Genomic DNA, 25748 nt, shown 5'->3' on the forward strand with positions numbered 1-25748 from the left:
AAAATACGAATTTGGACTCAAAAAAACTATTAAATCTATAAGCATTGCTCAGAAAATGATTAAACAAGCTGTACAAATTTATAATAATGAAAGATTACATTGGAGCCTGGATCTTAATACGCCACAAAATGTTCACCAAAATTATAACCAACAAAAATATAAATCATATGCAAAAAAATCAGCGTAGGAATATTGGTAAGTTTTTTAAAACCCACAGGGATTTTTTTGAAAAAACTTATCAATGTTCCGGTAATTTGACTATTTTTAATCCTAATTTTTAACCAAAAAATGGTCAACCTATTTCAGGACAAGACATTATTATTACGTTCATTTTCAAGCTTTTCAAATAATTGAAGTAGTAATTTTTTTAACATACTTAGTTTATTAGGTATTCCAAAGTTATAAATAATTTATAAAGTAGCTTGGAAAATATTTTCCAAGCTACTTTATAATATTTTCCAAATCTTATCCAATAATTTTCCATTCAAAATCCTTCATTCCGTTTAATCTTTGCGTTAGAATTAGTAAAAACTTAATTAAGTACGAATTAAGAATGTACATAGGCTAATTCTAAAATGAAGCTCTAAAACAGTAAAGTTAACCGTTTTGGGAAGCAGTTAATCTTAACTGTTTTTAGACTTCATACTTCCCAAGCAAACAAGAAGAAAAATTCTTCAAAGGAACGTATTGCACATTTAGAAAATTTCTGAGTAAAAACTCGGATAGCAATACTATTGTCAAATTTTAAAACAAGAAAAATGAAAAAAATTATTTTATTTGGGATTATTATAGCTTCGGGATTATTATTTTCCTGCTCAAACGATGATGATTCTGATTTAACAATCCGCGAGGGAAAATCAGAATTATTTGCAACTGGGGGAGAAGAAGATGTGATAACGCCACCACCACCAAAACCGATACCATAAAATTGATATAAAATACTAGTTGATTTATAGTTTTATCTTATTTTAGAGGAATGAAAAATTTAAAATTTACATTCCTCTTTTTTGTTGTTTGTAGTTTATTTCTGTTGGCATCTTGTTCTCCAAAAGAAGAATTAAAATCTTCAAATAATAGTAAACAAGATTCTATTAGTGTATTCTTACAAGAGATGAAAAATGATACTTTAGCTTTTGAAACTCGGTTACAATCTGCGGATAAAGCGTTACAATGGATACATTCAACAAAAGATAGTTTAGATACTAAGGAAATTCTATTGTATAAAATTTATTTATTTGGAAATTTAATGCACTATGATAGTGCTATTAACACTTCAAAAGAATTATTACAAAAAGAAATTAAAAAGAATGATTCAGCATCCATTAGTCAAAGTTATTATCAATTAGCATACTATTATGATAGGGAACAGCAAAAGGATAGTGCTTATTACTATTATAATTTGATTAAAAATGAGTTTTTAACATACAATGACAGTATTACAAATGGTCGAATCTTAAATGAAATAGCAGGTATTGAGCGTGTTTATGGAGATTATAATGCAAGTGAATTTTCAGGCTTATCAGCTTTGAACTATTTAGGAGATAAAGACTCACTTTCTTCAGCAAATGTTTATACTAACTGGGCAATTTCCTCGAAATTACAAGGGCAGGTAACTGATGCATTGCTATTTTATAAAAAAGCAATTGATTTAGCATCTTCTAAAGAACAAAAATTAATTATAGCAAATAACATAGCTATTACCTATAGAGATATTGGTGATTACACTACTTCAATAAAAATTTTAGATAGCTTGTTAAAAGATACTATCACTATTTTTAGGACTAGAGCCCGGGTTATTGACAATCTAGCCTACGTAAAATGGTTGGCGAAAACAAATGAAAATGTGTTGCCCGAGCTGGAAAAAGCCATGGAAATGCGATTAAAAGAAAACGATTTATGGGGTTTAATTGCCAGTTATGCGCATCTTTCAACATATTATGAAAACATAAATTCTAAAACGGCTCTTTCTTATGCTTCAAAAATGTACGATGTGGCAATCCGTCAAAATAGTACACCTGATCAATTAGAGGCTTTACAAAAATTGATAGCATTAGATAATCCAATAAAAGCAAAAGAGTATTACCGCAGGTACTTACGTTTGAATGATAGTTTGCAAAATGCGAAGCAAATAGCCAAAAATCAATTTGCTAAAATAAAATACGATAGTGATAAAAATCGTGAAGAAAATTCACAACTAAAAATTAGCACAGCTAATAAGGAACTGGAAATTCAAAAGGGAAAAACAACCAATGTTTTATTGTTCACTTCGGGAAGCACAATTTTTATCACCTTATTAATTTTTATTTACTATAAAAGGAAAAAATATCAAATAGAAAAAAGGGTAGAAGTTTATAAAACAGAAGAACGCATTTCTAAAAAAATTCATGATGAAATTGCTAATAATATGGTAAACATAATGAATAAAGTACAATATACGGAAAACCCAAAAGAAGTGTTGTTGGATGATTTGGAAAAAGTGTATTTATTGACCAGAGATATTTCGCATCAAAACAATTCAATTGAAACAGGAGCGCATTTTGAACCGTTTTTAAAATCAATGCTTACCAGTTTTAATAGCAATACCACAACTGTTATTCTTAAGGATATTCAAAAAGTAGGGATGGATTTAATAGCAAAAGAAAAGCAAATTGAATTGTATCGTATTTTGCAAGAACTCATGGTAAATATGCGCAAACACAGTGAGGCCACGCTTGTTGCAATTACCTTTAAAGTTGATAAAAACCAACTGCATATAAATTACTCAGATAATGGTAAAGGTCTGGATTTGAAAGAATTAAAGTTTAAAAATGGACTTAAAAATGTGGAAACCCGAATAAAATCAATACCTGGAACTATTACTTTTGAATCATCTTTAAATAATGGCTTTAAAGTATTTATAAGTTTTAAAAAGTAAAAAGTATGTTGATGCTGTAGCTAGATAAATTAACCAGACATAGTTAAACTGCAACAACCTATTAATTTAGCACTTACATTTGTAAGGAATTAGTTGTTAACTTTTCACACATTTTAATTTGGTTTTTATTCCTTTGTGTATTCTAATAAATCTCCTGGTTGACAATCTAATGCTTCACAAACTGCTTCAAGGGTGCTAAACCTAATAGCTTTCACTTTTCCAGTTTTAAGTTTAGAAAGGTTTGCTAAAGTAATATCAACTGTTTCAGATAGTTCATTGAGTGACATTTTTCGTTTTGCCATCATTACATCAAGGTTTACAATAATTGCCATAGTTATACAGTTTCTTCAAGTTCTTCTTGATATTCAACTCCTTTTGAAAAAATAGTTGCAATAGCATAAATTACAGCAGCCATTATAATAAAAGCCTGACTGTCGGCCCAAAATTGGTTTAGCTTGTCAATTACAAAACCATAATGTTCCAATTCTATTGTTAATTGCCTTGCAATATAACTTAACAAACCAATTGATAGTGTGTAATAACTAATTTTATAAATCTGTTTTGAAACTAAATTGTTGAATGGTTTTGATAGATTAATTTTGGATGCTAATACAATTACAATGTAAAATAAAACTGCTTTTAAAATAGAAATGGTCAAGATAAATCCATACATTCCGAAAAAAGCAAATTTACTACTTTCATACATTTCACTTAAGTCCAGTTTTTGATATAGATTTTGGACAAATTCTGGTTTGAATAGACTGAAAATAAAATTCACAATCAATCCTCCAGCTTCAATACATAAGCCAACGAAAATAATCCATGAAACAATTATCAGTCCTTTAAATATAAAGTTTTTTGTTTTTACTTTTGTTTTCATTTTTTTAATTGATTACCTAATTACGATACAATTATAAATAAAAATTTATTGATAAACAATAAATATATTTCTTTTATAGATAAATAATTGTTAAAAAAATTAAACCTAGTAATTTAATAAAATCAAAGTTGTGTATTTTTCTTTATTAAAATTAAAAAAGGTTACATTCTCAGGCATTCTTTTTTATAGAAGTAAGTAGTTTGATATGTGTATTGTTGTTTGTAGTATTCTCTTACTATATTTTAAGTGTTTTATATACCTCATCAAACACATTATGTTTGTCTGCGAGAACTATTAAAGTATCCTGCGCTTTAATTATTGTTGCTCCATTGGGTGTTAAATAATTATTATCTCTTATAATCATTGCAATTATTGCATTTTTTGGAAATCCTAGTTCAACAATTTTCTTATTTACAGCAAAACAGTTTGAAGTTATTAAAATTTCTTTCATTTCAGCTTTGGGATTTTCTGATAATAGTAAATCTGTTGCGGTTAATTTCTTTGCTTGTTCAGGTAATGCCACACCTAACCATTTTGCAACTATAGAAAGGGTGGTTCCTTGAATTAATATTGAGGTTACCGAAATAAAAAATACAATGTTAAAAATCATATGTGCTTTGTCAATTCCAGCTAAAAGTGGATAAGTAGCAAATACAATTGGAACAGCACCACGCAACCCAACCCAAGAAATATAAAATCGTCTTTTAAGCTTCATTTTAAAAAACATTAGGCTAATAAATATGCTTGGTTTAAATGTAAGTATAGATTTTATGAGGTGTTGAGGTTTGTTTTATGATATTTGATTAAGTATGTATTTCTCAATTTCCCAAATTCCATTGTCTTTTTTTAATATATACATTCCATACTCTCCAGCTAAACAACTCACAGCTGTTTCAACGCCAATAATTGCTCGACTATAATTAGAATTAAATGCAATTCTGGTGAAGCTTAGATATAAATGAAAATCATCAAATTCACATTTACTTTTCATATTTTGAATATGTTTTTCGGTTAGCTCAATAAATTTCACATCATCAAATAAATTAATTTCACTAATTTTGATAGGTTTATTTGTCTGAAGAGTTTGTAATTTTTCAAACAATTCTCCATATTCAAGTCTATTTTTATCACTCATACCAATTGTTTTTCCAATAGGTTCCATTATTGGGTTTACAGCTACAATAAAATGATTGTCAATATAAAATTTACGTATATCAAAATCTTTGTTGTGCTCAGATTTAAATGGATGGCTTGAAGGTGAGTTTTTGGCAATTAAATTAATAATTTTGTAAATGTTAGTGTTTTCTTGATTTGAATATTTATCACAATTTGTTAGTGAAACTAACAATAAAATTAGAATGTAATTTTTCATTTTTAGCAATTTTTTAAATTCAGAACTAATATTTAAATATTGAATTCAATTTTTATTTGATATAAATCACAAAGGTTAATCGTATGAAAAATTGAGGATTTGAAAACGCAATTCTTTCACATTATATGCAACCATAAATATAAAAATAAACTTGGTTTTAGCACCAAAATAGCTATTATTTTTACCGTACTTTTTTATAACTTTATTTGAATTAATAGAACCTAAAGAGATTGTTTTTTGCCTTCAATACAATCTAAATATATTCCTTCTATCATTTTATTATCATTATTTTTAATGGTATAGGTTTTATGTTTTTTTCTCTAAAATTTTCCAATCTATTTTTTTGATAAAGTAATTTACACCGTAAGCCTTTTGCATAAAATAGGTTAGTGCCATTCCTTAATTTTATGGATTCAATTAGTGAACGGTATGATTTTTTAGATAAAATTTGGTTTTTGTGTACTGCTTTTAGCCATATTAAAAATCATTTGTTGTACAACACAAAGAACCACCAGCATAAGGCTTCTTGTGGTTCAAACTAATTTTTTTTGCAACTTACGAGTAAGGAAGAATGGATAAAACTGCAATTAATGATTTCATAGAGTTTAATATTACTTATGTTGCTTTATTCTAAATTCCTGCGAACAATTTCTTCTCCAATCTCTCTAAAATATTCAGATATGATTTTTTGCCATAAAACCACTCCGTTTTCTGAATTTGAAAATAGTACTAAACCATCTTTAGAATTTTTCAAGATTAAAGCTATTGTTTTTGTGCCATAATCTCCACCTGTGTGCATAAATGCAGTTTCGTTATTAGGTAAGTTAGTTAACATTTGCATTCCTAAACTCCAATCAACTCCCTTTTTCTCGTGTGCTTGAACTTTTAGAAATTCATCATAAATTTTTTCCGATAAACCAGCTCCATTTAAAACATACACCAAAAATTTAGAGTAATCTTCTGCTGTTGTTAGTAAATTTGCTGAAGCATTTGCAACAGTATATTTTTCATAGTTTATTGCTTTTCCGTTTTCATCGTGTTCAACTGCATATTGTTTTTCATCAATTTTTTCTGTCCAGTAATAGTGGGTATTATTCATTCCAAGCGGTTTAAATAATTTTTCTTGAGCAATGTCTTCAAAAGGGCGCTTCAATTTCTTTTCAATTGCTTTTCTAAGATATTCAAAACCTTCTCCAGAATATTGCCATTTTGTTCCTGGTTCAAATTGAAATAATAACTTACTATCATCTGTTAAATATCTCCAGTTAGGAAAACCCGATTGGTGAGATAAAATATGTCTTGTAGTTAGTTTATTTAAATAGTTACTATTTTTTATATCTTCATCTATAAAATACTTTGAAACAGGTTCGTCCAAGCTCCAAGCGCCTTCATCAATAAGTTTTAATACAACAAAGGCAGTTATTGGTTTTGTTAAGGATGCAACTTTATAAATGCTGTTATTTGAAATTGGTTGATTTGACTTTTTGTTTCCAAATGTTCGTATTTGTTGAAGGTTACCGTTTTTAATTAACCCTATTGCTATTGATGGAATTTTATGTTTTATTAATAACGCTTCTATATTTTGGTCATTATCAAACAAAGGAAGCGCATAATTAGCATTGAACTCTTCGCCATAATTTTTTACAGGTTTATGATCATAACTCAAAATTCGTTTAGCTTTCCAGTCTCCATTTTCTAAAACCCAAGTGGTTATAAATTTGGCATAGCCTGTTATATAAATTTCTTTGTTTGGTTCTTTAATATAAAAATTATGTTCTCCTTTTTGAATAGCACCATATAATTCTCCATTATTTTTTAAAGGATATACTTCAAGAGTTTCAGGCAGTAATCTTCTTATTGGTTTGTAATTAAAATCACCACAGATATTTTTTGAAAAAGCTTCATTAAACTGTTCTAAATTTTGAGCACCACCCACGTCGTGAAAAAACTCTAAATCTTGATGAAGTACTTTTTTTAAAGCATCGAAATTACACTTGTTAAATCCTTCATTGAAAATAAGACTATCAGCTTTTTTAAGTTCAATAAATAAGTTTGAATCTTCTGCGACTTGAGCAATACTGTTTTTAATTGTTAGAATTAATGCGATTGCTAAAATTAATTTGTACGATTTCATTTTAATTTTTTATTGATTTTTGAAAGTACAAACCTATTTAAGTATTTTGATAAAATAATTAAAATCCCCCTGACAATTATACGACAAACTCCCGACAGAAATTATATGAGGCTGAAATTCAGTCTGATATACAGTTTTTGGCTTTTATCTAATTCTATAGCGTTTCTAATAATGATAAATAGATTAATTATAGGGAAACTAATTAATGTCATTAAAAATAATTGTTTGGTTGTTCCAAGCCATTTGGGTATAAAAAGACTTAAACCACATACAACAACACCAATAATTGTGTATAAAACTTGCACAGAAATAATCTGTTTATTCACTTCATTCGCTTGTTTTTTATACTTCATAATCAAAAACGGAAGTATAATATTTAAAGGTGGAAAAACTACACCAAATATTGATGACAGGTTGATATATTTTGCGAGTTGATAATTTATAATTTTTGTTTTTGACTCGGATTTATTTTCTTTCAAATCATCTTCTGAAATTCCTAAAGCCTTTGCCAAAACTTTTAAAGTATGCCCTTTTGGCTCTGTTCCTTTTTCAATTCGTTGAATTGTTCTTGTAGAAACACCCGCTTTTTCTGCTAATTCCTCTTGAGTTAGATTAAGTTTTTCTCTATATTTTAGAAGTTTATTCAATTTTTAAGTGTTCTTTTATATAGCATACAATTGTATTTTTATATGGTTTATTACTTGTTTTAAGTGCCTAATTTAGCAAAAAAAACCGAATAGAAAATCCGCGAGGATTTTTTTGAAAGTAGGCTGAACAAAAAATAAATTATATGCGTTTTTATCCACTGGCTTTTATTTTGTTAGTTATAAATTTTATTGAATTTTATTTTTAACATTCAGAAATCTGACTATTAAAATAAAAAGCTTTAAATTAATTATTAACTCAAATAATTAGGGGGCATTAAATAAATAGCATATATTTGCAATTCAATAAAATATACCTATAGAATTTTAAGGTAGTATATAGTACAATTAGTTTTTACGAGTTTTCTCTTCTTTCCAATTTTATTTTTACAATTACTTTTTCAATAGTGTTTTTAAGTTAATAGATTGTTTTTTCAGTCTAATTATTATTCTTTAGTATACTTTTCTTAACTAGGATGTTTTTTATTGAAAAAATAATAATTAATAATTTAAAATTAAGTAAAGATGCAAGAAGGCACAGTAAAATTTTTCAACAATTCAAAAGGATTCGGATTTATTAAATCATCAGAAACAGGCGAAGACATTTTCGTACATAATTCTGGTTTAATGGATGAAATTAGAGAAGACGATAAAGTACAGTATAATACTGAACAAGGAAGAAAAGGATTAAATGCTATTAACGTAGAAGTTATAGATTAATTCACAAAAATATTTATCTCTTAAAGATAAAAATTTGTTACAAGAAGACCGTTTTAATAAAACGGTCTTTTTTATGAATTAAAGTAATTTTTTTATAAATCAGATTGGGTAAAACTCAACCTAATTTAGGACGAGACACTATTTATTAACTAAAAACTAGTGGTATACTACTCGTTACTCTAAAGTACGGATTTTTATAAAATGACAAAAAAATAAATAAATGCTATTTAAGGAGGCGAGTTTAAAATTAATTTTTCTTTAAAGTTTCCATTCTTTGTTTGTTGTGCTCATTCGGGTTTTTCTCATAAGCTTTAATAGCATACGCTAGAGCATTATCAAAATCATTAATTCTTTCATAAAATTCTGACATAGAATCATAGGCATTGGCACTTTGCGGATAATATTCAATGGCAAGTTCAAAATACATTTTTGCTTTTTCAAGTTGCTCCATATCCATATTCATATAGCCTGACATATTTAAAAGTTCTTCTGGATAAGGTGGTTCTGAATATCCGAAATGGGTTTGAAGCTTCTTTTCCCTGTTTTTTATAATTCTAAAGATCTCTTCTTTTGGCGTATCAAAAGAATTTATTTTATCGGTATTTTCCATCTGATACCATTCAAAAATACTTATTAAACCGTCCATTATAGATGGAAATGCAATGGTACCGTGTAAATCTTTAGGATAAAATTTCCACTCATACGTCAATCCATTTTTATTGTTTTGTTTAACTAAATTTGAAAATTTGATGTTAGAACGGCTAAACACCGTAAAGTCTGTGGTGTCCTGCATTACATTTTCTAAAGTTACTTTAGAGTTTTGCATATGCAATTGTCCACCCAAAGACATAAACAACGACTTTCCTTTAAAACTATTTTTTGCAAAAACAGCTTTTGCTTGGTTTAATATTATTTGATTGTCCCAATCTAAACTTGGATCAATAGCTAAATAATTGGCAAATAATTGTGGATTATTTACGAGCGTAGAAATTGTAAACAAACCACCATACGAATGCCCAATTAATGTTCTGTAATTGGTTACTGGATATTTTTTTTCAACAAAAGGAATTAGTTCCTCTTTTATAAATTTTAAAAAATTAGAAGCCTGTCCATTTTCCTCTGTAAAAGGCATCCCATATTTTGTTTCAATTTTTGTAGGCGTTAAATCTCTGGTTCTATTTTTACTGTTTGAAATTCCAATTAAAATCATTTCCGGTGTATAGCCACCGCTGTAATAACTTTGTACAATATTAGCAGTAGGAAGCAACATTTCTCCATCTAAAATATATGCAACAGGATATTTAATAGTATTTAAAGGGTTATAACCTTCAGGCAGCGATACATAAATTTCTCTATATTCCTTTAGAGTATTAGAATACAAACTATCTGTAATACCTATGTTCTTTAAAAATTGCTGATTATTATTAACCTGAGCATTTCCTGGTAATTGAAGTAAAATAACGAATGTTAAGCATAAAACATATTTTAGTTGATGTATCATTTTTTTTTATTTTTTTTTTAGATTTATAGTATGTTATATTTTATTTTCCTTTGCACAATTCTAATTGTAATGATTTGTTACCTATTTAAAAACTTAGGCATCAATTTAAATTGTTTTTATCTACTGTATTTTTTATTTCTAGTTGTTTAGTGTCTTACGGAGTTTAATTATTACATAAATACAAAATTTTAATTTTTAGAAGGATAAAATTTAAACTTTAAATGATATAAATTAACTTTACAAAAAGTTAATAAAATAACAATGACAAAAATTCAACCGCTTTTAACTCCCTACAAAATGGGAGATTTATTATTAAAAAACAGAATGGTTATAGCACCTATGACACGCTCTAGATGTAATAATAATGAAAATATTCCTACAGATTTACACGTTAAATATTATACGCAAAGAGCTAGCTCGGGGCTTATCATAACGGAAGGTTCACAGATATCAAAACGGGCTGTTGGTTATGTTAACACACCTGGGATTTATTCTAAAAATCAAGTAAAAGGATGGAAAAATGTTACCGATGCAGTTCATAAAAAAGAAGGTAAAATATTTATTCAATTATGGCATGTTGGAAGAGTTTCTCATCCTGATTTTCATAATGGTGAGTTGCCTTTTGCTCCTAGCGCCTTAAATCCTAACTCTAAATCATTCACGCCAAATGGTTTTAAAGATACTGTAACGCCAAAGGAAATGACTTTGGATGATATTAAAACTACCATTGAAGAATTTAAACAGGCTGCAATAAATGCAAAAGAAGCTGGGTTTGATGGCTTGGAAATTCATTCATCTAATGGGTATTTATTTCATCAATTTTTTAATAAAAGTTCAAACATCAGAAAAGATAAATACGGCGGAAATATTGAGAATAGAGCACGTTTTTTCTTTGAAGTTTTAGACGAAATTAAACAAGTTTTTCCTGAAAATTGCATTGGTGTTCGGTTTAACCCTTCTATGCATAATACTCACGGAATAGATGTTGATGAAGAAACCATTCCTTTATTTGAATATGTTATAAAAAAATTAAACAATTATAATATTGCTTACGTTCATCTTTCCGAACCTTTTACGGATGTTTCAAAAGTTCCTTATGCCGTAGAAAATATTGCAAATCATTTTCGACCATTATATCATGGAACTCTTATGATAAATAATAATTTTACCCAAGAAAAAGGAAATACAGTTATAAAAAATGGTTTTGCCGATTTAGTAGCTTACGGTAAATTATTTATTTCTAACCCAGATTTGGTTGAAAGATTTGAGAAAAACTTACCTTTAACAGCTTGGGATACCGATACTTTTTATTCTGATACAGGTGAAAAAGGTTATACGGATTATCCTTTTTATGCAAATAACTAAATTTTTTTAAACTTACTATGAATAGTTACGAAAAACAGCCTCTTATCATAATCTGTAAGAGGCTGTTTTAATTGATTTTTTTTAAATAAAAATTAATTTAAAACTATTATAGTTTCAATAATTTTATTTTCAGTATCAATATTTACTTTTGAAATATCTCCTTTTTTTAGAAATCCATTTACTGCTGTTGCATTTAATTTTTCTTCTAATGTTACTTTAACATATTTTGTATCTACTCTTTTCAATGAGCCTGTTAATGCATCAACTCCCCAACCAATAATACTAAAACCATTTAGTATACTTACAAGATTAAATTTGCTATCCATAATAACCACTCTTTCCTTATAATTATCGATTCTAAAATCAATTCGGTCATCAGCTTTAACTTTTATTTGTGTTGGAGTTATACCTTTTTCAAACCCATTAACAAATACTTTAGCTCCCGATGGTTCTGTTTCAAACAAAACATTTCTTTTTGCTCCAGTAAAAATTGATGCACAGCTTGTGAAAACGATTAGAACGACTAACATTAATGTAATTTTTTTCATTTTAATTATATTTTTAAATTATATAGTTCAAATTTAAATCCTTAAAAAATCAAAACCTTACGGGAAACCGTAAGGCTTTGATTTTTTGTAAAGTTTTGAGGTGAAACCTACAATTTTAAATGAAGGTTATTTTGTATCTTTTATGGTATAGCAATTCTCCAAGTTAATCCTCAATAAAATACAATATATTAAATTGCTTTAATGTGATAAATTTACTTTAAATATATATTTAAAACTTACGGTTTTCCGTAATACAGTGATTTTTTTAAATAAGTCCCAAATCTTTTGTAATAGCTACTAAGTGTGCTGGATTGTTAGCATTAAAATGCTCTCTTAAAAATTTCAATCTTTTTTCAATAGAACTAATACTTGAAGGGCTCCATTTTTTTGAATCTAAATTTTTACTGATTTGCTCTTGTGAGTTTCCGTTAGAAAGGCATTCTAATAAAAAAATATCATAATCAGATATTTCAATTGCCTCACTTTTAAAAAGTGCATTAGCAACATGTGGTGAAACGTATAATTTATTTGAATTATAGATAAGTTGTATTGCTTTTTTAAGTTCTTTCAATCCATCTCTACTTTTCCATACAAAAGCATTGATTTTAAAGTCATTAAATAATGTTTGAACTCTAAATGTTTTATCTTCAACTGAAAACACAACTATTTTTAAGGAAGGAAATTCATTTCTTACTTTTTCAACTAACTGATCTCCAGTTTTTAACTCTTGCATTGTTCCATCTTCATCAAACGATAAATCACTAATTAACAAATCGTAAGGTACATTATCAATACGCGCCCTTTTAAGTTTTAAAAAAGCTTCATCACAATACTGAACATAGTCTATTTGTTGAATATTTAACTTTGTTAATTCGGTTTTTATTCCACTATTAATAAAATCCATATCTTCTGCAATCAATACTTTTTGAAACATAACAATTATTTTTTTAACTAATAAATGCTTTAAAGCCATTTCTTAATGAAGTATCAAAAGTAATAATTCCGTTTATAGATTTTATACGGGTTTCCACATTTTGAAGGCCATTTTAAAATTCAATTCTTCAAGATTTACTTGCAGAAGACTTTTAAACTTAATATTGTAAGGCCGATGCTATTGTATAATTCTTCAACTTTTCTTTTCCGTTTAAAAAATCTAATTGAATTATAAAATTACATTGAACAATTTCACCACCTAAACGTTCTACTAACTTGCAAACAGCGTTGGCTGTTCCGCCTGTAGCCAAAACATCGTCATGGATAAGTACACGTTCTCCCTTTTTTATTGCATCAATATGTATTTCAACAGCATCGGTACCATATTCTAAATCATACAATTCAGATATGGTTTTATATGGTAACTTTCCAGGTTTTCTAACTGGTATAAATCCAGCATTAAAATGCGCTGCCAATAAAGTTCCGAAAAAAAATCCGCGAGATTCTATTCCAATAACTTTATCAATCTTTTGATCTCCAACAAGATCAATTAACTGTTTTTTACATAATTGCATTGCTTTTGGATTTTGTAATAGCGTTGCAATATCTTTAAATAAGACTCCTTCTTTAGGAAAATCTTGTATAACTCTAATGTATTGTTCAATTTCATTCATTCAACAAAAATAAGATACTTATCTAAATATTAAAAGCTATATTTTAAATACCCTAAATTTTGATAATTGTAATTAACTTTCTTGTTTTTTTAAAGTCAAAATTGGATAAATAGTTAGCTTTTGATTAATATTATTTTGTCATATATCAATAAAATATTTTCAATTTGCTTTTTAAAAGCTAACACGTATAAAAAATACGATTACATAAAGATTGCTAAAAACCTAATACGACTATAAAAATGAATTCGTTTAAAATTAAAAATTAGTACTTACTTTTCAATTTCTTATTTAAAATGTAATAATATTTTAACGTTTTGATGAAATAATATCATTATTACGATTAACATATGCCTAAATTTGAAAAATAAATGAATTGAAAAAAACAGTTACAACTGCTATTGCAGTTAAAAACTACTAAAAACATTCCTTTTACAAGTGATACAAAACTTAAAATCTGAATAATCTATGAAATTACTCCACACTGTTGATATATTAATAATACTATTGTATTTAATTACCATTGTTGTAATTGGTCTTGTATTAAGAAAAAGAGCTCAACAAAGTAAAGACGATTATTTACTAGGTGGAAAATCTATTCCTTGGTATATGCTAGGATTATCAAATGCTTCTGGAATGTTTGATATTTCTGGAACAATTTGGTTGGTCACATTAATGTTTGTTTATGGAATAAAAAGCGCTTGGATTCCTTGGCTTTGGCCTGTTTTTAATCAAATTTTTTTAATGGTTTATTTATCCAAATGGTTACGACGCTCTAACGCAACAACTGGTGCGGAATGGATTGGAACACGTTTTGGTTTTAAAAAAGGCGCCAAACTTTCACACATAATTGTAGTAGTTTTTGCACTTATTATGTGTTTAGGTTATTTAGCATATGGGTTTATTGGATTAGGTAAATTTATAGAAATATTTATACCGTGGGAAATTGTAAGTAATTATGTGCCTTTTGCTGTTTCTCCTGAATTTGTGCCTCATTTTTATGGTATTATTTTTACTCTTTTTGCAGTATTCTACTCGCTACTTGGTGGTATGTCAGGTATTGTTTGGGCTGATGTTGTGCAATTTGCAATTATGACAGTGGCTGCTTTAGTAATTGGCTATTTAGGTTTTCAAGCAGTTGGTGAACATATTTTAAATGTTCCTGAAAATTGGATGAGTCCAACATTTGGTTGGAAATTGAATATGGATTGGAGTACTATAATTCCTGAAGTTAATCAAAAAATTCAGGAAGATGGATTTGGCTTATTTACCGTATTCTTTATGATGATGGTATTTAAAGGTGTTTTGGTAAGTATCGCCGGCCCCGCTCCTACGTATGATATGCAAAAAATATTGTCAACAAAATCATCTGCCGAAGCTTCAAAAATGAGTGGATTTGTTTCTGTTGTTTTAATGCCTATTCGCTATTTAATGATTGCTGGTTTTGCTGCATTAGCGCTCATTTATTATGAAAAATTAAACTTAGTAAATTCTGCTGGAGTTATAGATTTTGAATTAATATTACCAACAGCAATAAAAGAATTTGTTCCAATTGGATTATTAGGCCTTTTATTAGCTGGCCTTATTGCTGCATTTATGTCAACTTTTGCAGGAACTTTAAATGCTGCTCAAGCTTATTTAGTAAACGATATTTATTTAAAATATAAAAACCCTGCTGCTTCATCAGTTCAAATTAAAAATATGAACTATTTAACAGGAATTATTGTAGTTATAATTAGTATTATCTTAGGTTTATTTGCAAAAGATGTTAATTCTGTTTTACAATGGATAGTTTCTGTATTATATGGAAGTTACGTTGGTGCTAATATTTTAAAATGGCATTGGTGGAGATTTAATGGTGAAGGCTTTTTCTGGGGAATGGCAGCCGGTTTAATTTCAGCAGGAATTGTACCTGAATTATTTCCAGAGGTGTTAGGATTATATTTATTCCCAATTATATTAATAATATCTATTGCGGGTTCTATTATAGGAACATATTCTGCGCCACCAACTGAAGAGAAAGTACTACTTTCTTTTTATAAAAATGTGAGACCTTGGGGATTTTGGGAGCCAATTAAAGAGAAATTAATAGCCGAAAATCCAACTTTTAAAGAAAATAAAGACTTTGGAATTGATATGTTTAATGTTACAATTGGTATTATTGCTCAAACCACTTTAGTAATACTACCAATGTATATTATATTCAGACAAACTATACCAGTATATATTGCCATTGCAATTTTAGTAATATGTGCATTTTTATTGAAAAAATACTGGTGGAATAATTTAAAAGAAGAAATTGATTAGTTTAATTGGGCTGTAATAAATTTGAAGATAAAAGAAAATAACTGCTTTAAATAATCCACATATTCACTAATAATTCACCTCCCTTTTCGGCTAGAAATAAAATTTAATTTATATTCTGGATACTCATGAATTAAAAAACTCAAAAGATATTTACATCTTTTTTATTTCAATTCATTAAAAGACTTTTTAATTAGCCTCTATTTTAAAAAAAATACAATTGCTATTTATTTTTTTTTAATTTTTATTTTGTTTAAAAAAATAAAGCTATTTTTATCATATATAACTTTTTAAAAACCAAACGCTTAACAATTTATATATGCAAAGCATCAATTACTACCAAATTTTATATTTAGTATTTCAGTGTTTTACCGTAGCATTTATTATATTATTGTTATTTAGGTTGCGAACTTATTTTGGACTAAGTTTATTATTTGCTGCGCTAGGAGTTTTTCAGTACATGCAAGTTTTTTTAGCAAATACATTGTATTTTGAAGTTTACCCAAATCTTTTTGTATCATCAGGTTCTTCAATAATTTTTACCGGTAGTATTTTTGCTATTTTACTTATTTATTTAAAAGAAGATGCCCTGCAAACCAGAAAAGCTATTTACGGAATTTTAGCTGCAAATATCCTATTAATTTTATTGCAATTTTCTATTAGTATTGGTATTACTGATGATAAAGTATTAAATGTTTATAACTTACCTATAGAACTTTTTAACCAAAATTCTAAAATTTCAATAATAGGTTCTATGCTTATTTTTTTAGATTCATTTTTAATAATTTTTATATACGAAGCTGTTTCTAAAAAAATACAATCCACCTTTTTTCGAATATTATATTCTACAATTTTTATTCTTAGCGTTGACTCTGTACTATTTGGATTAGGCGCATTTAACGGAGCTTTACAAGTAAAACAAATTATTTTTTCAGGACTAATCTCAAAAAACTTAGCAGCCATAATATATAGTATCATTTTTACATTGTATTTAAAATATATAGACAAAAGAACATTAAAACTTGACTCAAAAGAAAATGTATTTAAAGATGTTTTTCACTCACTTACTTTCCGCCAAAGATATGAATCCTTATATAAGGAAAATGAAACACAAATGTGGCTTTTTGAACAAACTAAGTTAAAATATAAATATTTAATAAATAATACTAGTGAAGGTTTTTACAGAATAGAATCTGAAAAACCCATTGCAATTAACTTACCTATTAATAAACAAATTGACTTAATGTATAAATACATGTATATTTCTGAATGTAATGACGCATTTGCAAAATTATACGGTTTTAATACAGCAAGTGAAATGATTGGTTATCGTTTTTTTGACTTACACGGTAATAAAATTATTCAAGAAAATATTGACTCTTTAACTAGTTTTATTAAAAATAATTATACCATAAGTGACGCATATACTGTTGAAAAAAATAACGAAGGAAATCTCTGCTATTTTTTAAACAATGCTGATGGAATTATTGAAAACAATGCTTTAATTTCTTTTTGGGGAACTCAACGTGACGTTACCGAAAAAAGAAAAATTGAAATAGCGCTATTAGAAGCCAACACTATTATAAATAGAAGTGAGTCAGTTGCATTTTTATGGCAAAACAATGAAAATTGGACTGTTGAATTTGTTTCTGAAAATGTTTTTAAACTAACTGGTTATACAGCGCAAGAATTTATCAGTCAGGAAATTTCATATGCAAATATTATTTTTTCTGAAGATAAAGAAAGAGTATTTAATGAAGTTAAAGTTACAAGTAACAATACTAAAATTACGCATTTTAAACATCAACCCTACCGAATTATTACTAAAAATAATCAAATAAAATGGATACAAGACCAATCTTACATCCGAAGAGATAGCAACAATAAAATTACGCATTACGAAGGAATTATAAGTGATATTACCGATAAGGTAAAAACCAACATACAATTAATAAATGAGAAAAACAAAGCACAAAACTACCTAAATGTAGCTGGAGTTATGTTAGTTAGTATTGATGCAAATGGATTAGTTGAACTAATTAACCCAAAAGGTTGTGAAATTCTTGGTTATACAAAAGAAGAAATCATAGGAAAAAATTGGGTAGAGAATTTTATTCCAAAAGATCAAATAAATACAATTAAAGATGTTTCAAAACTTGTTTACGAAGGTAAAATTGAACAGGTTAAAAAGTTTGAAAATGAAATAATTACAAAAGAAGGTGAAAAAAAATTAATTGCTTGGACCAACGTTTTAATTTTAGACAATGATGGAAAAATTGTTTCAACATTAAGTTCTGGTGAAGATATTACAGAACGTAAAAAAACGGAACATATACTTAAAATTAATGAAGAAAAATATAGAACACTTTTTGAACATGCACCTGAAGGCATTTTAATTGCAAATTCAGAAAGTTATTATTTAGATGCAAATACAGCAATTTGTAAAATGTTAGGATATACACATCATGAATTAGTTGGTTTACATGCTGAAGATATAGTTGTGCCAAATGAAATTGAAAACATTCAGCCGGCATTAAACACCATAATATCAGAAAATTACTACGAAAAAGAATGGCTATTTAAAAGAAAAGATGAATCAACTTTTACAGCAGAAGTAACAGTTACTACTTTACCCGATGGCAATTTATTAGCTATGGTAAAAGATGTTACTGAACAAAAATTATTAAAAGCTAATTTAATACAAGAAAAAGAATTATTGAAAGTGATTATTAATAATATTCCTGTAATGCTTTCTTTATATGATCCTAACATAAATATGCTGTTTTTAAATGAAGAATTTGAAACTAAATTAGGTGTTACAACAAAAGATGCAGATGAAATGGATTTCATGAAGCTATTTTATCCGGATGAACAAATTAGGAAACAAGCAGCTGATTTTATGTTAAATGCTCCAAAAGAATGGCGAGAATTTCCTATTTCAACAAAAAACGGGAGCATTTTAAATACCGAATGGACCAATATTAAATTAGCTAACGGAACACAAATTGGTATTGGCTTAGATATTACAGAACGTAAATTGGCACATAAAAAATTACAGGAACAAAAAGATTTTTTAGAATTATTAATTAACCATATCCCAAATCAAATTTTTTGGAAAGATAACAACCTAGTTTATCAAGGTTCTAATAAAGTATTTTCTGAAATTGTTGGGGCAAAATCTCCGCAAGATGTAATTGGAAAAACAGATTACGACTTTGATAGAGATAATTCTTTCGCAGAATTATACAGACGCTGGGATACAAGAATTTTAGAATCGGGAAAACCAGAACTAAATATTGAAGAAAAGTATTTTAATGCACAAGGAAAAGAAGGTTACTTACTAACCAGTAAAATCCCTATAAAAAATAGTGATAATGAAATTTTAGGAGTTCTTGGAATTTGTATTGATGTTACTGAAAGTAAACTTGCACAAAAAACACTTATTAAATTTAATGAGCGCTTAAAATTGCTACATAAAATAGATTCTGCCACAGTATCAGCAAAAAATATTAATATTATAGCTAAAGATGTATTATCTGAAATAAAAAAAATTGTTCCGTTCAAACACGCAAGTTTAATGGAATATAATAACGTAAGTGAACATTTAACTTTTATAAATACAAATACAGAAGTTCAAGGAATATCAACTCCTAAACATCCAATACCAACTTCAGACTTTGAATTTTTTGATAAAGAGACTTTAAAAAAAGGAGATATTCAAATAATAGAAAATTTAAAAAATGAAAAATTCGTTTCAGCACATTTTAAAAAAATAGTAGACCATGGTTTAAATTCAGCGATGATAATCCCTTTAATGTCAGAAAATCAGTTAGTTGGAACATTGGGATTAATATCAAACTCTATGAATATTTTCACAACCGAAAACATTCAAATTTCAAAAGAAATAGCAAATCAATTGGCCATCTTATTATATCAAAACAAATTAAAACAAGAAATAATTGAATATACAGAAAACCTAGAAGAAAAAATAAAGGAAAGAACTGAACAATTAGAATTTTCTAATAGAGAATTAAGAGATTTTGCGCAAATAGTTTCACATGATTTAAAAGCGCCTTTAAGAGCAATAAGCCAACTTAGCTATTGGATATCCAAAGATTATTCCGATAAAATTGATGCAGCAGGACAAGAACAACTTTCAATGCTAATAGGAAGAGTTAAACGATTAGACAACTTAATTGAAGGTGTTTTACAATACTCTAGAGCAGGAAAAGCCCGAGAAAAAGAAATTATTATTGATTTAAATACACTTGTTCAAGATGTTATCATATCTTTAAATCCAGCCGAAAATATAAACATAAAAGTAGATACTGTTCTCCCAAAAATACTAGGTGACCCAACTCGTTTTAGTCAAGTTTTCCAGAATTTAATTGAAAATGCCATTAAATTTAATGATAAACCTTCAGTTACTATAAACATTGGCTGTATTAATAAAATAGATATTTGGGAATTTTATATAACAGATAATGGCCCTGGAATTGAAGAAAAATATTTTGATAGAATTTTTCAAATATTTCAACGCTTAGAAACAAGAGATAATCATGAAGGAACAGGCGTTGGACTAACTCTAGTTAAAAGGATCATTCAAATTTATCATGGTACTATTTGGATAACATCAGAAATAAATAAAGGAACAACATTTCATTTTACACTACCAATAAAAATTTAGCAAATTATGAAAAACTCAAATCTTACAATATTATTAGTAGAAGACGATAAAGTGGACGCTATGACAATACAACGCGCTTTAAAGGAACTAAAAATATTAAATCCAGTTGTTATTTGCGAAAATGGCTTAGAAGCATTAAATTACCTAAATAATTTAGAAAATGCTTTGCCAGGAATTATTTTGCTAGATATAAATATGCCAAAAATGAATGGTATTGAGTTTTTAGAGCATCGTAAAAAAAATAATGCAATTAATTTAATTCCTACAGTAGTTTTAACAACATCAAAAGACGAACAAGACAAAGTTGAAAGCTTTAACTTAGGAGTTGCAGGCTATATGATTAAACCTGTAGATTATATGCAGTTTGTTGAAGTAGTAAAAACTATTAACTTATATTGGACCTTAAGCGAATTACCAAACAACAATAGATAAATAGCTATGAAACACCTTTTATTAATTGAAGATGACAAAGTTGATCAAATGGCATTTGAGCGGTTTGCTAAAACCGATGAATTTAATTATACCTATAAATTAGCACATTCAATTTCTGTTGCCAAAGCGATACTTAAAAATGAAAAATTTGATGCCATAGTTACTGATTATTTTTTAGGTGATGGAAATGCTTTTGAAATTTTAGAATTAAAAATTGACATTCCAATTATTGTTACAACAGGAACTGGTAGTGAAGAAATTGCTGTACAAGCATTAAAAATGGGCGCTTATGACTATTTAATTAAAGATATTGATGGATTTTATTTAAAAATGCTACCAATAACTGTTAAAAATGCGCTTCAAAGATTTCAATCAGAAAAAGAACTTAAAGAATACCATACCAATTTAGAAGTATTAATTGAACAAAAAAAAGCAGAATTAGAAAAAGAAATTAAAATAAATAAAGAAACTTCTGAAGATCTTTTAAAAATGAATATGATTTTTAAAAACTCGAATGAAGTTACATTTATGACTGATAATAAAGGAATTATAACTTATATAAATCCAAAATTTACAGAACTATATGGTTATACAGCCGATGAAGTTGTTGGGAAAGTAACACCTAGAATATTAAAAAGTAATGCTCCTAATAATATTGATTATGATAATTTTTGGCATAAACTAACCAATAAACAAAGTATTTCAAACTTTAGCTACATCAATAAAAAAAAGGACAATACTTTAGTGCACATTGAAGGTTCATTTGAACCAATTCTTGATACTTCAAAAAATTTAATAGGTTTTTTAGCAATACAACGAGATATTTCTGAAAGAATTAAAAGTCAAAATATTCAAAAAGTATTGTATAACATTTCAAATGCAGTTCATACAACTAAAACCTTAAAACAATTAATTAAATTAATTAAGCAAGAACTAAAGGTAATTATTGATACAACCAATTTTTATATTGCTTTATATGATGATGTGAACAATCAAATAACACTTCCATTTTTTGCAAATGAAAAAGAACCTTTTACAGATATTTCTGCAAAAAACTCTATTATACAATACATTATTAAAAACAAAAAAACATTATTTATTTCAGGTCAAGAACTTGTAAAATTAGGTAAAGAAAACAACTTTACCGTTTCTGGCGCAATTCCTAAACAAATGCTTGCTGTACCAATTAAAGTTGGTAATAATATAACGGGTGTTATTGTGTTACAAAGTTATACAAGTAGTGAAGCTTTTACTGAAGATGACAAAAATTTATTAATTTTTGTTTCATATCAAATTGGACTTTCTATACAAAATAAAAAAATTGAAGAAGATTTAACATTTGCTTTAGAAAAAGCTACCGAATCAGACAAACTTAAAACCGCTTTCCTACACAATATCAGTCATGAAATCAGAACACCAATGAATGGCATTTTGGGCTTTGCAAACCTTCTTAAAAACCCACAATTAACTGATGAAAAACAACAATCATTTATTGATATCATTACTAAAAGTGGTGAACGTATGTTAAATACATTAAATGATTTAATGGATATATCTAAACTTGAAACAGGACAAATTAAAATAAATTTAACAACTACAAATATTAATGATGAATTAGAAATTTTATATTCATTTTATAAACGTGAAGCTACTAATAAAGGGCTATTATTAAACTTAATATTGCCAAAAGGTAAAGATGAGATTATAATTAAAACCGATAGAGATAAATTATATGCTGTTTTAAGTAATTTAATTAAAAACGCGTTAAAATTTACAACTATTGGTGGCATTGACTTTGGTTATACTATAAAAGATAAAAACCTAGAGTTTTATGTAATGGATACTGGAATAGGTATTCCTAAAAATAGACAACACGCAATTTTTGACAGATTTGTACAAGCTGATATTGAAGATACAAATGTATTTGAAGGTGCAGGTTTAGGATTATCAATTTCAAAATCGTACATAACCATGCTTGGAGGTAAAATTTGGGTAGAATCTATTGAAAAACAAGGATCTCAATTTTATTTTACATTACCACTTAAAGAAACTGAAGCAAATTATATTGAAGCAATTAATGATACTGAATTAAAAACGGGCATTAATACTAAAAAAATCAATGTTCTAATTGTTGAAGATGAAGAAATAGCTTCTATATATTTATCGATACTTTTAGAAGATTACAGCTCAAAAATATTCTTAGCAAAAAATGGTGAGGAAGCCATTGACATATTTAAGAAAAATCCTGAAATTGATTTAGTTTTAATGGACATAAAAATGCCAAAAATGGGTGGTTATGAAGCATCCTTAAGAATTAGAGAACTAAACAAAAATGTGATTATAATTGCACAAACTGCGTTTACTTTTCCGGGTGATAAAGAAAAAGCATTGCGCTATGGCTGTACTGATTATATTTCAAAACCAATTCAGGCAACTAATTTATTTTCTTTAATTAAAAAATATTTTGAAAAGTAATGTTTTAATTAAATTGGGTAATTAATTTTTATATAATTGCAGTGTAAACTTAAACTCACTTCCAACATTTGGTATACTTTCAACCCAAATTTTACCTCCATTTTTTTCAACAAAATCTTTACATAAAATCAAGCCCAAACCAGAACCGTGTTCATTAGCTGTACCAATACTTGTATTTTTAACTTCAATATTAAAAAGGTTTTTTAATTCTTCTGGCGGAATTCCAATACCGTTATCTTTTACAGTAATTTCAACAAAATCATCTTTAACAAGAGCATAAATTTGAACCTCACCTTTTGCGTACGTAAATTTTATTGAATTGGATATTAAATTTCTTAAAACTGTATCAATCATATTTTCATCAGCATAAATTAAAATATGACTATCAACGTTATTAATAATATTAATTTCTTTGTTATAAGCCTGAATTTCAACAAATGAAACAGATTCAGACACTACCATTGCTAATTCAAGTTTTTTAGGATTAAAACTCATATTACCAGATTGGTTATTTGCCCAAAGCAATAAGTTTGATAATAAGTTGGAAGCTTTTAATGATGATCCTTTTATTATTTTTAAAAATTTTAGCTTTTTTTCATCATTATAATCTTTATAATGGTCTATTAAAAGTTCTGTAAAACCTTGAATAGAATTAAAAGGATTTTTTAAATCATGAGCAATTATTGAAAAAAACTTATCTTTTGTACTGTTAAGCAATTTTAATTTTAAAGTTTGTTTCTGAATTTCTTCATTCATCTTATTAATTTGATGATTTTTAAATTCTAATAAATTATAGGCTTTTTTCTTATCTGTATGAAGATGGATTGATATTACTAAAAAAATAACAAAAATTGTCATTAATATAATTAACACATAAGAAATCTTTTTTTCGTTTTCGTATTTTATTTCGGCTAATTCACTCTTAGAAGACAACTCGTTAATTGTTACTCTTTTATTTTCCAATTCATTAAGCGCATGAAATAAACCTACATTTTTTCGCTTTTCTTTATCAAAAACACTATCTTTTAACTTGTTATACTTTTTTAAATATTCATACGATTTACTTAAATTTCCTAATTTATCATAACTATCAGATAACGATAGCAAATTTAAAATTTGAAACTCTAAATCTCCTATTTCTTTTGATAAATTAAAACTTTTTAAAGAATAATTAATTGCTTCATTTATTTTATCTTGCTTGCTATTTAAATCTGCTAAATTGTAATAAACTATAACTTTCAAATCCGGTGCATTATTTTCGCTTACAATTTTTAATGCTTTTTCAAAATAAATACTTGCTTCTTTATATTGTTTTAAACCTATATAACAATCGCCAATATTATTATAATTTGTAGCTAATCCATCTTTAAAGTTTGTTTTCTCCTGTATTTCAATTGATTTATAATAGTAATACAACCCTTTTGATATATTATTGTTGTCAGCAAAAACATTTCCAAGATTTGTATAACAAGTAGCAACACCACTTTCATCATTTAATTCTTCATACAATTTTAAAGCGTCGTCAAAATATTTTGATGCAAACTCATAATTTTCCTGGCCATAATATAAGTTGCCAATATCTATATAGTTCATGGCAACTCCATCTTTATCTTTTAAATTATTTTCATATAAATTAAGTGATTTTAAAAAATACTGAATTGCTTGATCTTCTCTAAAAATTAAAGAATAAACTCTACCTATATAATTAAATATATCAGCAATTTGAACATTATCATTTAAAGTTTCGTAAGCTAAAAGTGCATTTTCAAAATTTTCTAAAGCATCAATATATTTATTTACATAAAAGCAATATACTGCTTGCTTTTTATAGGATCTTGCTATGTAAATTTGATTTTTATTTTTTTCGGCTAATTTAATTGCTTCGTTATAATAAAAATATGTTGAATCGAAGTTTTTCGATGATTCATAATATTCAGCTACTTTAATAAGTTTTATAACTTTTACCGTATCAACAGATTCATTGCTTAAATCTAACTTTAATTGTTGAATTGAATTTTTGGATACTTGACTTAAAGCTGTGAAGTAAAAAAAACTAAGAAGTAAAATTAATAATCTATATTTCATTAAAGCATTTTGAATGGGGGGACAAATAAAAAACTCTTAATTAATTGTATTTGACAAACTTACTATATTTTTTTTGAATATAA

Annotated in this window: 19 protein-coding genes and 1 pseudogene; 9 read left to right on the top strand and 11 right to left on the bottom strand. The window is 27.1% G+C overall.

Annotated features, from left to right (window positions below; genetic code table 11):
* The 3 genes from BM335_RS15850 to BM335_RS13810 form a co-directional block, all read left to right on the top strand.
* A partial coding sequence (locus BM335_RS15850; protein WP_245780680.1) for an integrase core domain-containing protein occupies positions 1–187 on the top strand: 187 nt, incomplete at its 5' end.
* A 571-nt stretch (positions 188–758) separates the two neighbouring features.
* Positions 759–926: a hypothetical protein gene (locus BM335_RS15770; protein WP_177219220.1), complete on the top strand. Its 168-nt coding sequence runs from the start codon at positions 759–761 to the stop codon at positions 924–926.
* 50 nt (positions 927–976) lie between these two features.
* Positions 977–2914, top strand: a complete 1938-nt coding sequence (locus tag BM335_RS13810) for a tetratricopeptide repeat-containing sensor histidine kinase (RefSeq protein WP_143102431.1) — start codon at positions 977–979, stop codon at positions 2912–2914.
* Between the two features lie 125 nt (positions 2915–3039).
* Here BM335_RS13810 and BM335_RS13815 read toward each other — a convergent pair whose 3' ends face one another.
* From BM335_RS13815 to BM335_RS13840, 6 genes and pseudogenes are all read right to left on the bottom strand, one after another.
* Entirely contained in the window at positions 3040–3246 is a 207-nt protein-coding gene (locus BM335_RS13815; RefSeq protein WP_090229468.1) for a helix-turn-helix domain-containing protein, read from the bottom strand.
* Positions 3247–3248: 2 nt separating this feature from the next.
* The gene (locus tag BM335_RS13820) at positions 3249–3794 is read right to left on the bottom strand and encodes a DUF2975 domain-containing protein (RefSeq protein WP_090229474.1); all 546 of its coding nucleotides are present in this window, start codon (positions 3792–3794) and stop codon (positions 3249–3251) included.
* Positions 3795–4029: 235 nt separating this feature from the next.
* Positions 4030–4539: pseudogene (locus BM335_RS13825) on the bottom strand (TrkA C-terminal domain-containing protein); the annotation flags it as partial.
* Positions 4540–4584: 45 nt separating this feature from the next.
* Positions 4585–5166: a hypothetical protein gene (locus BM335_RS13830; RefSeq protein WP_090229482.1), complete on the bottom strand. Its 582-nt coding sequence runs from the start codon at positions 5164–5166 to the stop codon at positions 4585–4587.
* Positions 5167–5791: 625 nt separating this feature from the next.
* Positions 5792–7300: a serine hydrolase domain-containing protein gene (locus tag BM335_RS13835; protein WP_090229486.1), complete on the bottom strand. Its 1509-nt coding sequence runs from the start codon at positions 7298–7300 to the stop codon at positions 5792–5794.
* A 101-nt stretch (positions 7301–7401) separates the two neighbouring features.
* Positions 7402–7947, bottom strand: coding sequence for a helix-turn-helix domain-containing protein (locus BM335_RS13840; RefSeq protein ID WP_090229489.1), 546 nt, complete (start codon positions 7945–7947; stop codon positions 7402–7404).
* A gap of 522 nt (positions 7948–8469) precedes the next feature.
* Between BM335_RS13840 and BM335_RS13845 the strand changes: the two genes are divergently transcribed.
* Complete coding sequence (locus BM335_RS13845) at positions 8470–8664, top strand: cold-shock protein (protein ID WP_090229491.1); 195 nt, start codon at positions 8470–8472, stop codon at positions 8662–8664.
* A 247-nt stretch (positions 8665–8911) separates the two neighbouring features.
* Here the strand turns inward: BM335_RS13845 and BM335_RS13850 are convergent, their stop codons facing one another.
* On the bottom strand, positions 8912–10165 hold the full coding sequence (locus tag BM335_RS13850; RefSeq protein ID WP_090229493.1) for an alpha/beta hydrolase-fold protein: 1254 nt from the start codon (positions 10163–10165) through the stop codon (positions 8912–8914).
* Between the two features lie 261 nt (positions 10166–10426).
* On the opposite strand from BM335_RS13850, the gene BM335_RS13855 reads away from it, so the two are divergent.
* Positions 10427–11530 carry an alkene reductase gene (locus tag BM335_RS13855; RefSeq protein ID WP_090229496.1) on the top strand — a complete coding sequence of 368 codons (1104 nt, stop codon included), beginning with the start codon at positions 10427–10429 and terminating at the stop codon, positions 11528–11530.
* Positions 11531–11622: 92 nt separating this feature from the next.
* On the opposite strand, the gene BM335_RS13860 is transcribed toward BM335_RS13855, so the two are convergent.
* The 3 genes from BM335_RS13860 to BM335_RS13870 all read right to left on the bottom strand — a co-directional run bounded on the left by BM335_RS13860 (position 11623) and on the right by BM335_RS13870 (position 13685).
* Complete coding sequence (locus tag BM335_RS13860) at positions 11623–12078, bottom strand: PEGA domain-containing protein (RefSeq protein ID WP_090229500.1); 456 nt, start codon at positions 12076–12078, stop codon at positions 11623–11625.
* Positions 12079–12343: 265 nt separating this feature from the next.
* Entirely contained in the window at positions 12344–13012 is a 669-nt protein-coding gene (locus BM335_RS13865) for a response regulator (protein ID WP_090229982.1), read from the bottom strand.
* 157 nt (positions 13013–13169) lie between these two features.
* The gene (locus tag BM335_RS13870) at positions 13170–13685 is read right to left on the bottom strand and encodes an adenine phosphoribosyltransferase (protein WP_090229504.1); all 516 of its coding nucleotides are present in this window, start codon (positions 13683–13685) and stop codon (positions 13170–13172) included.
* Between the two features lie 465 nt (positions 13686–14150).
* Here BM335_RS13870 and BM335_RS13875 point away from each other — a divergent pair, with 465 nt between their 5' ends.
* The 4 genes from BM335_RS13875 to BM335_RS13890 all read left to right on the top strand — a co-directional run bounded on the left by BM335_RS13875 (position 14151) and on the right by BM335_RS13890 (position 23580).
* The gene (locus BM335_RS13875; RefSeq protein WP_090229508.1) at positions 14151–15989 is read left to right on the top strand and encodes a sodium:solute symporter family protein; all 1839 of its coding nucleotides are present in this window, start codon (positions 14151–14153) and stop codon (positions 15987–15989) included.
* A gap of 316 nt (positions 15990–16305) precedes the next feature.
* Positions 16306–20673: a PAS domain S-box protein gene (locus BM335_RS13880; protein WP_090229513.1), complete on the top strand. Its 4368-nt coding sequence runs from the start codon at positions 16306–16308 to the stop codon at positions 20671–20673.
* A 6-nt stretch (positions 20674–20679) separates the two neighbouring features.
* The gene (locus BM335_RS13885; RefSeq protein WP_090229516.1) at positions 20680–21105 is read left to right on the top strand and encodes a response regulator; all 426 of its coding nucleotides are present in this window, start codon (positions 20680–20682) and stop codon (positions 21103–21105) included.
* Between the two features lie 6 nt (positions 21106–21111).
* Entirely contained in the window at positions 21112–23580 is a 2469-nt protein-coding gene (locus tag BM335_RS13890) for a response regulator (RefSeq protein ID WP_090229521.1), read from the top strand.
* A 21-nt stretch (positions 23581–23601) separates the two neighbouring features.
* On the opposite strand, the gene BM335_RS13895 is transcribed toward BM335_RS13890, so the two are convergent.
* Complete coding sequence (locus BM335_RS13895) at positions 23602–25665, bottom strand: tetratricopeptide repeat-containing sensor histidine kinase (protein WP_090229525.1); 2064 nt, start codon at positions 25663–25665, stop codon at positions 23602–23604.
* Positions 25666–25748 lie beyond the last annotated feature (83 nt).

The sequence above is a fragment of the Lutibacter maritimus genome, from assembly GCF_900116115.1.
Classification (GTDB): domain Bacteria; phylum Bacteroidota; class Bacteroidia; order Flavobacteriales; family Flavobacteriaceae; genus Lutibacter; species Lutibacter maritimus.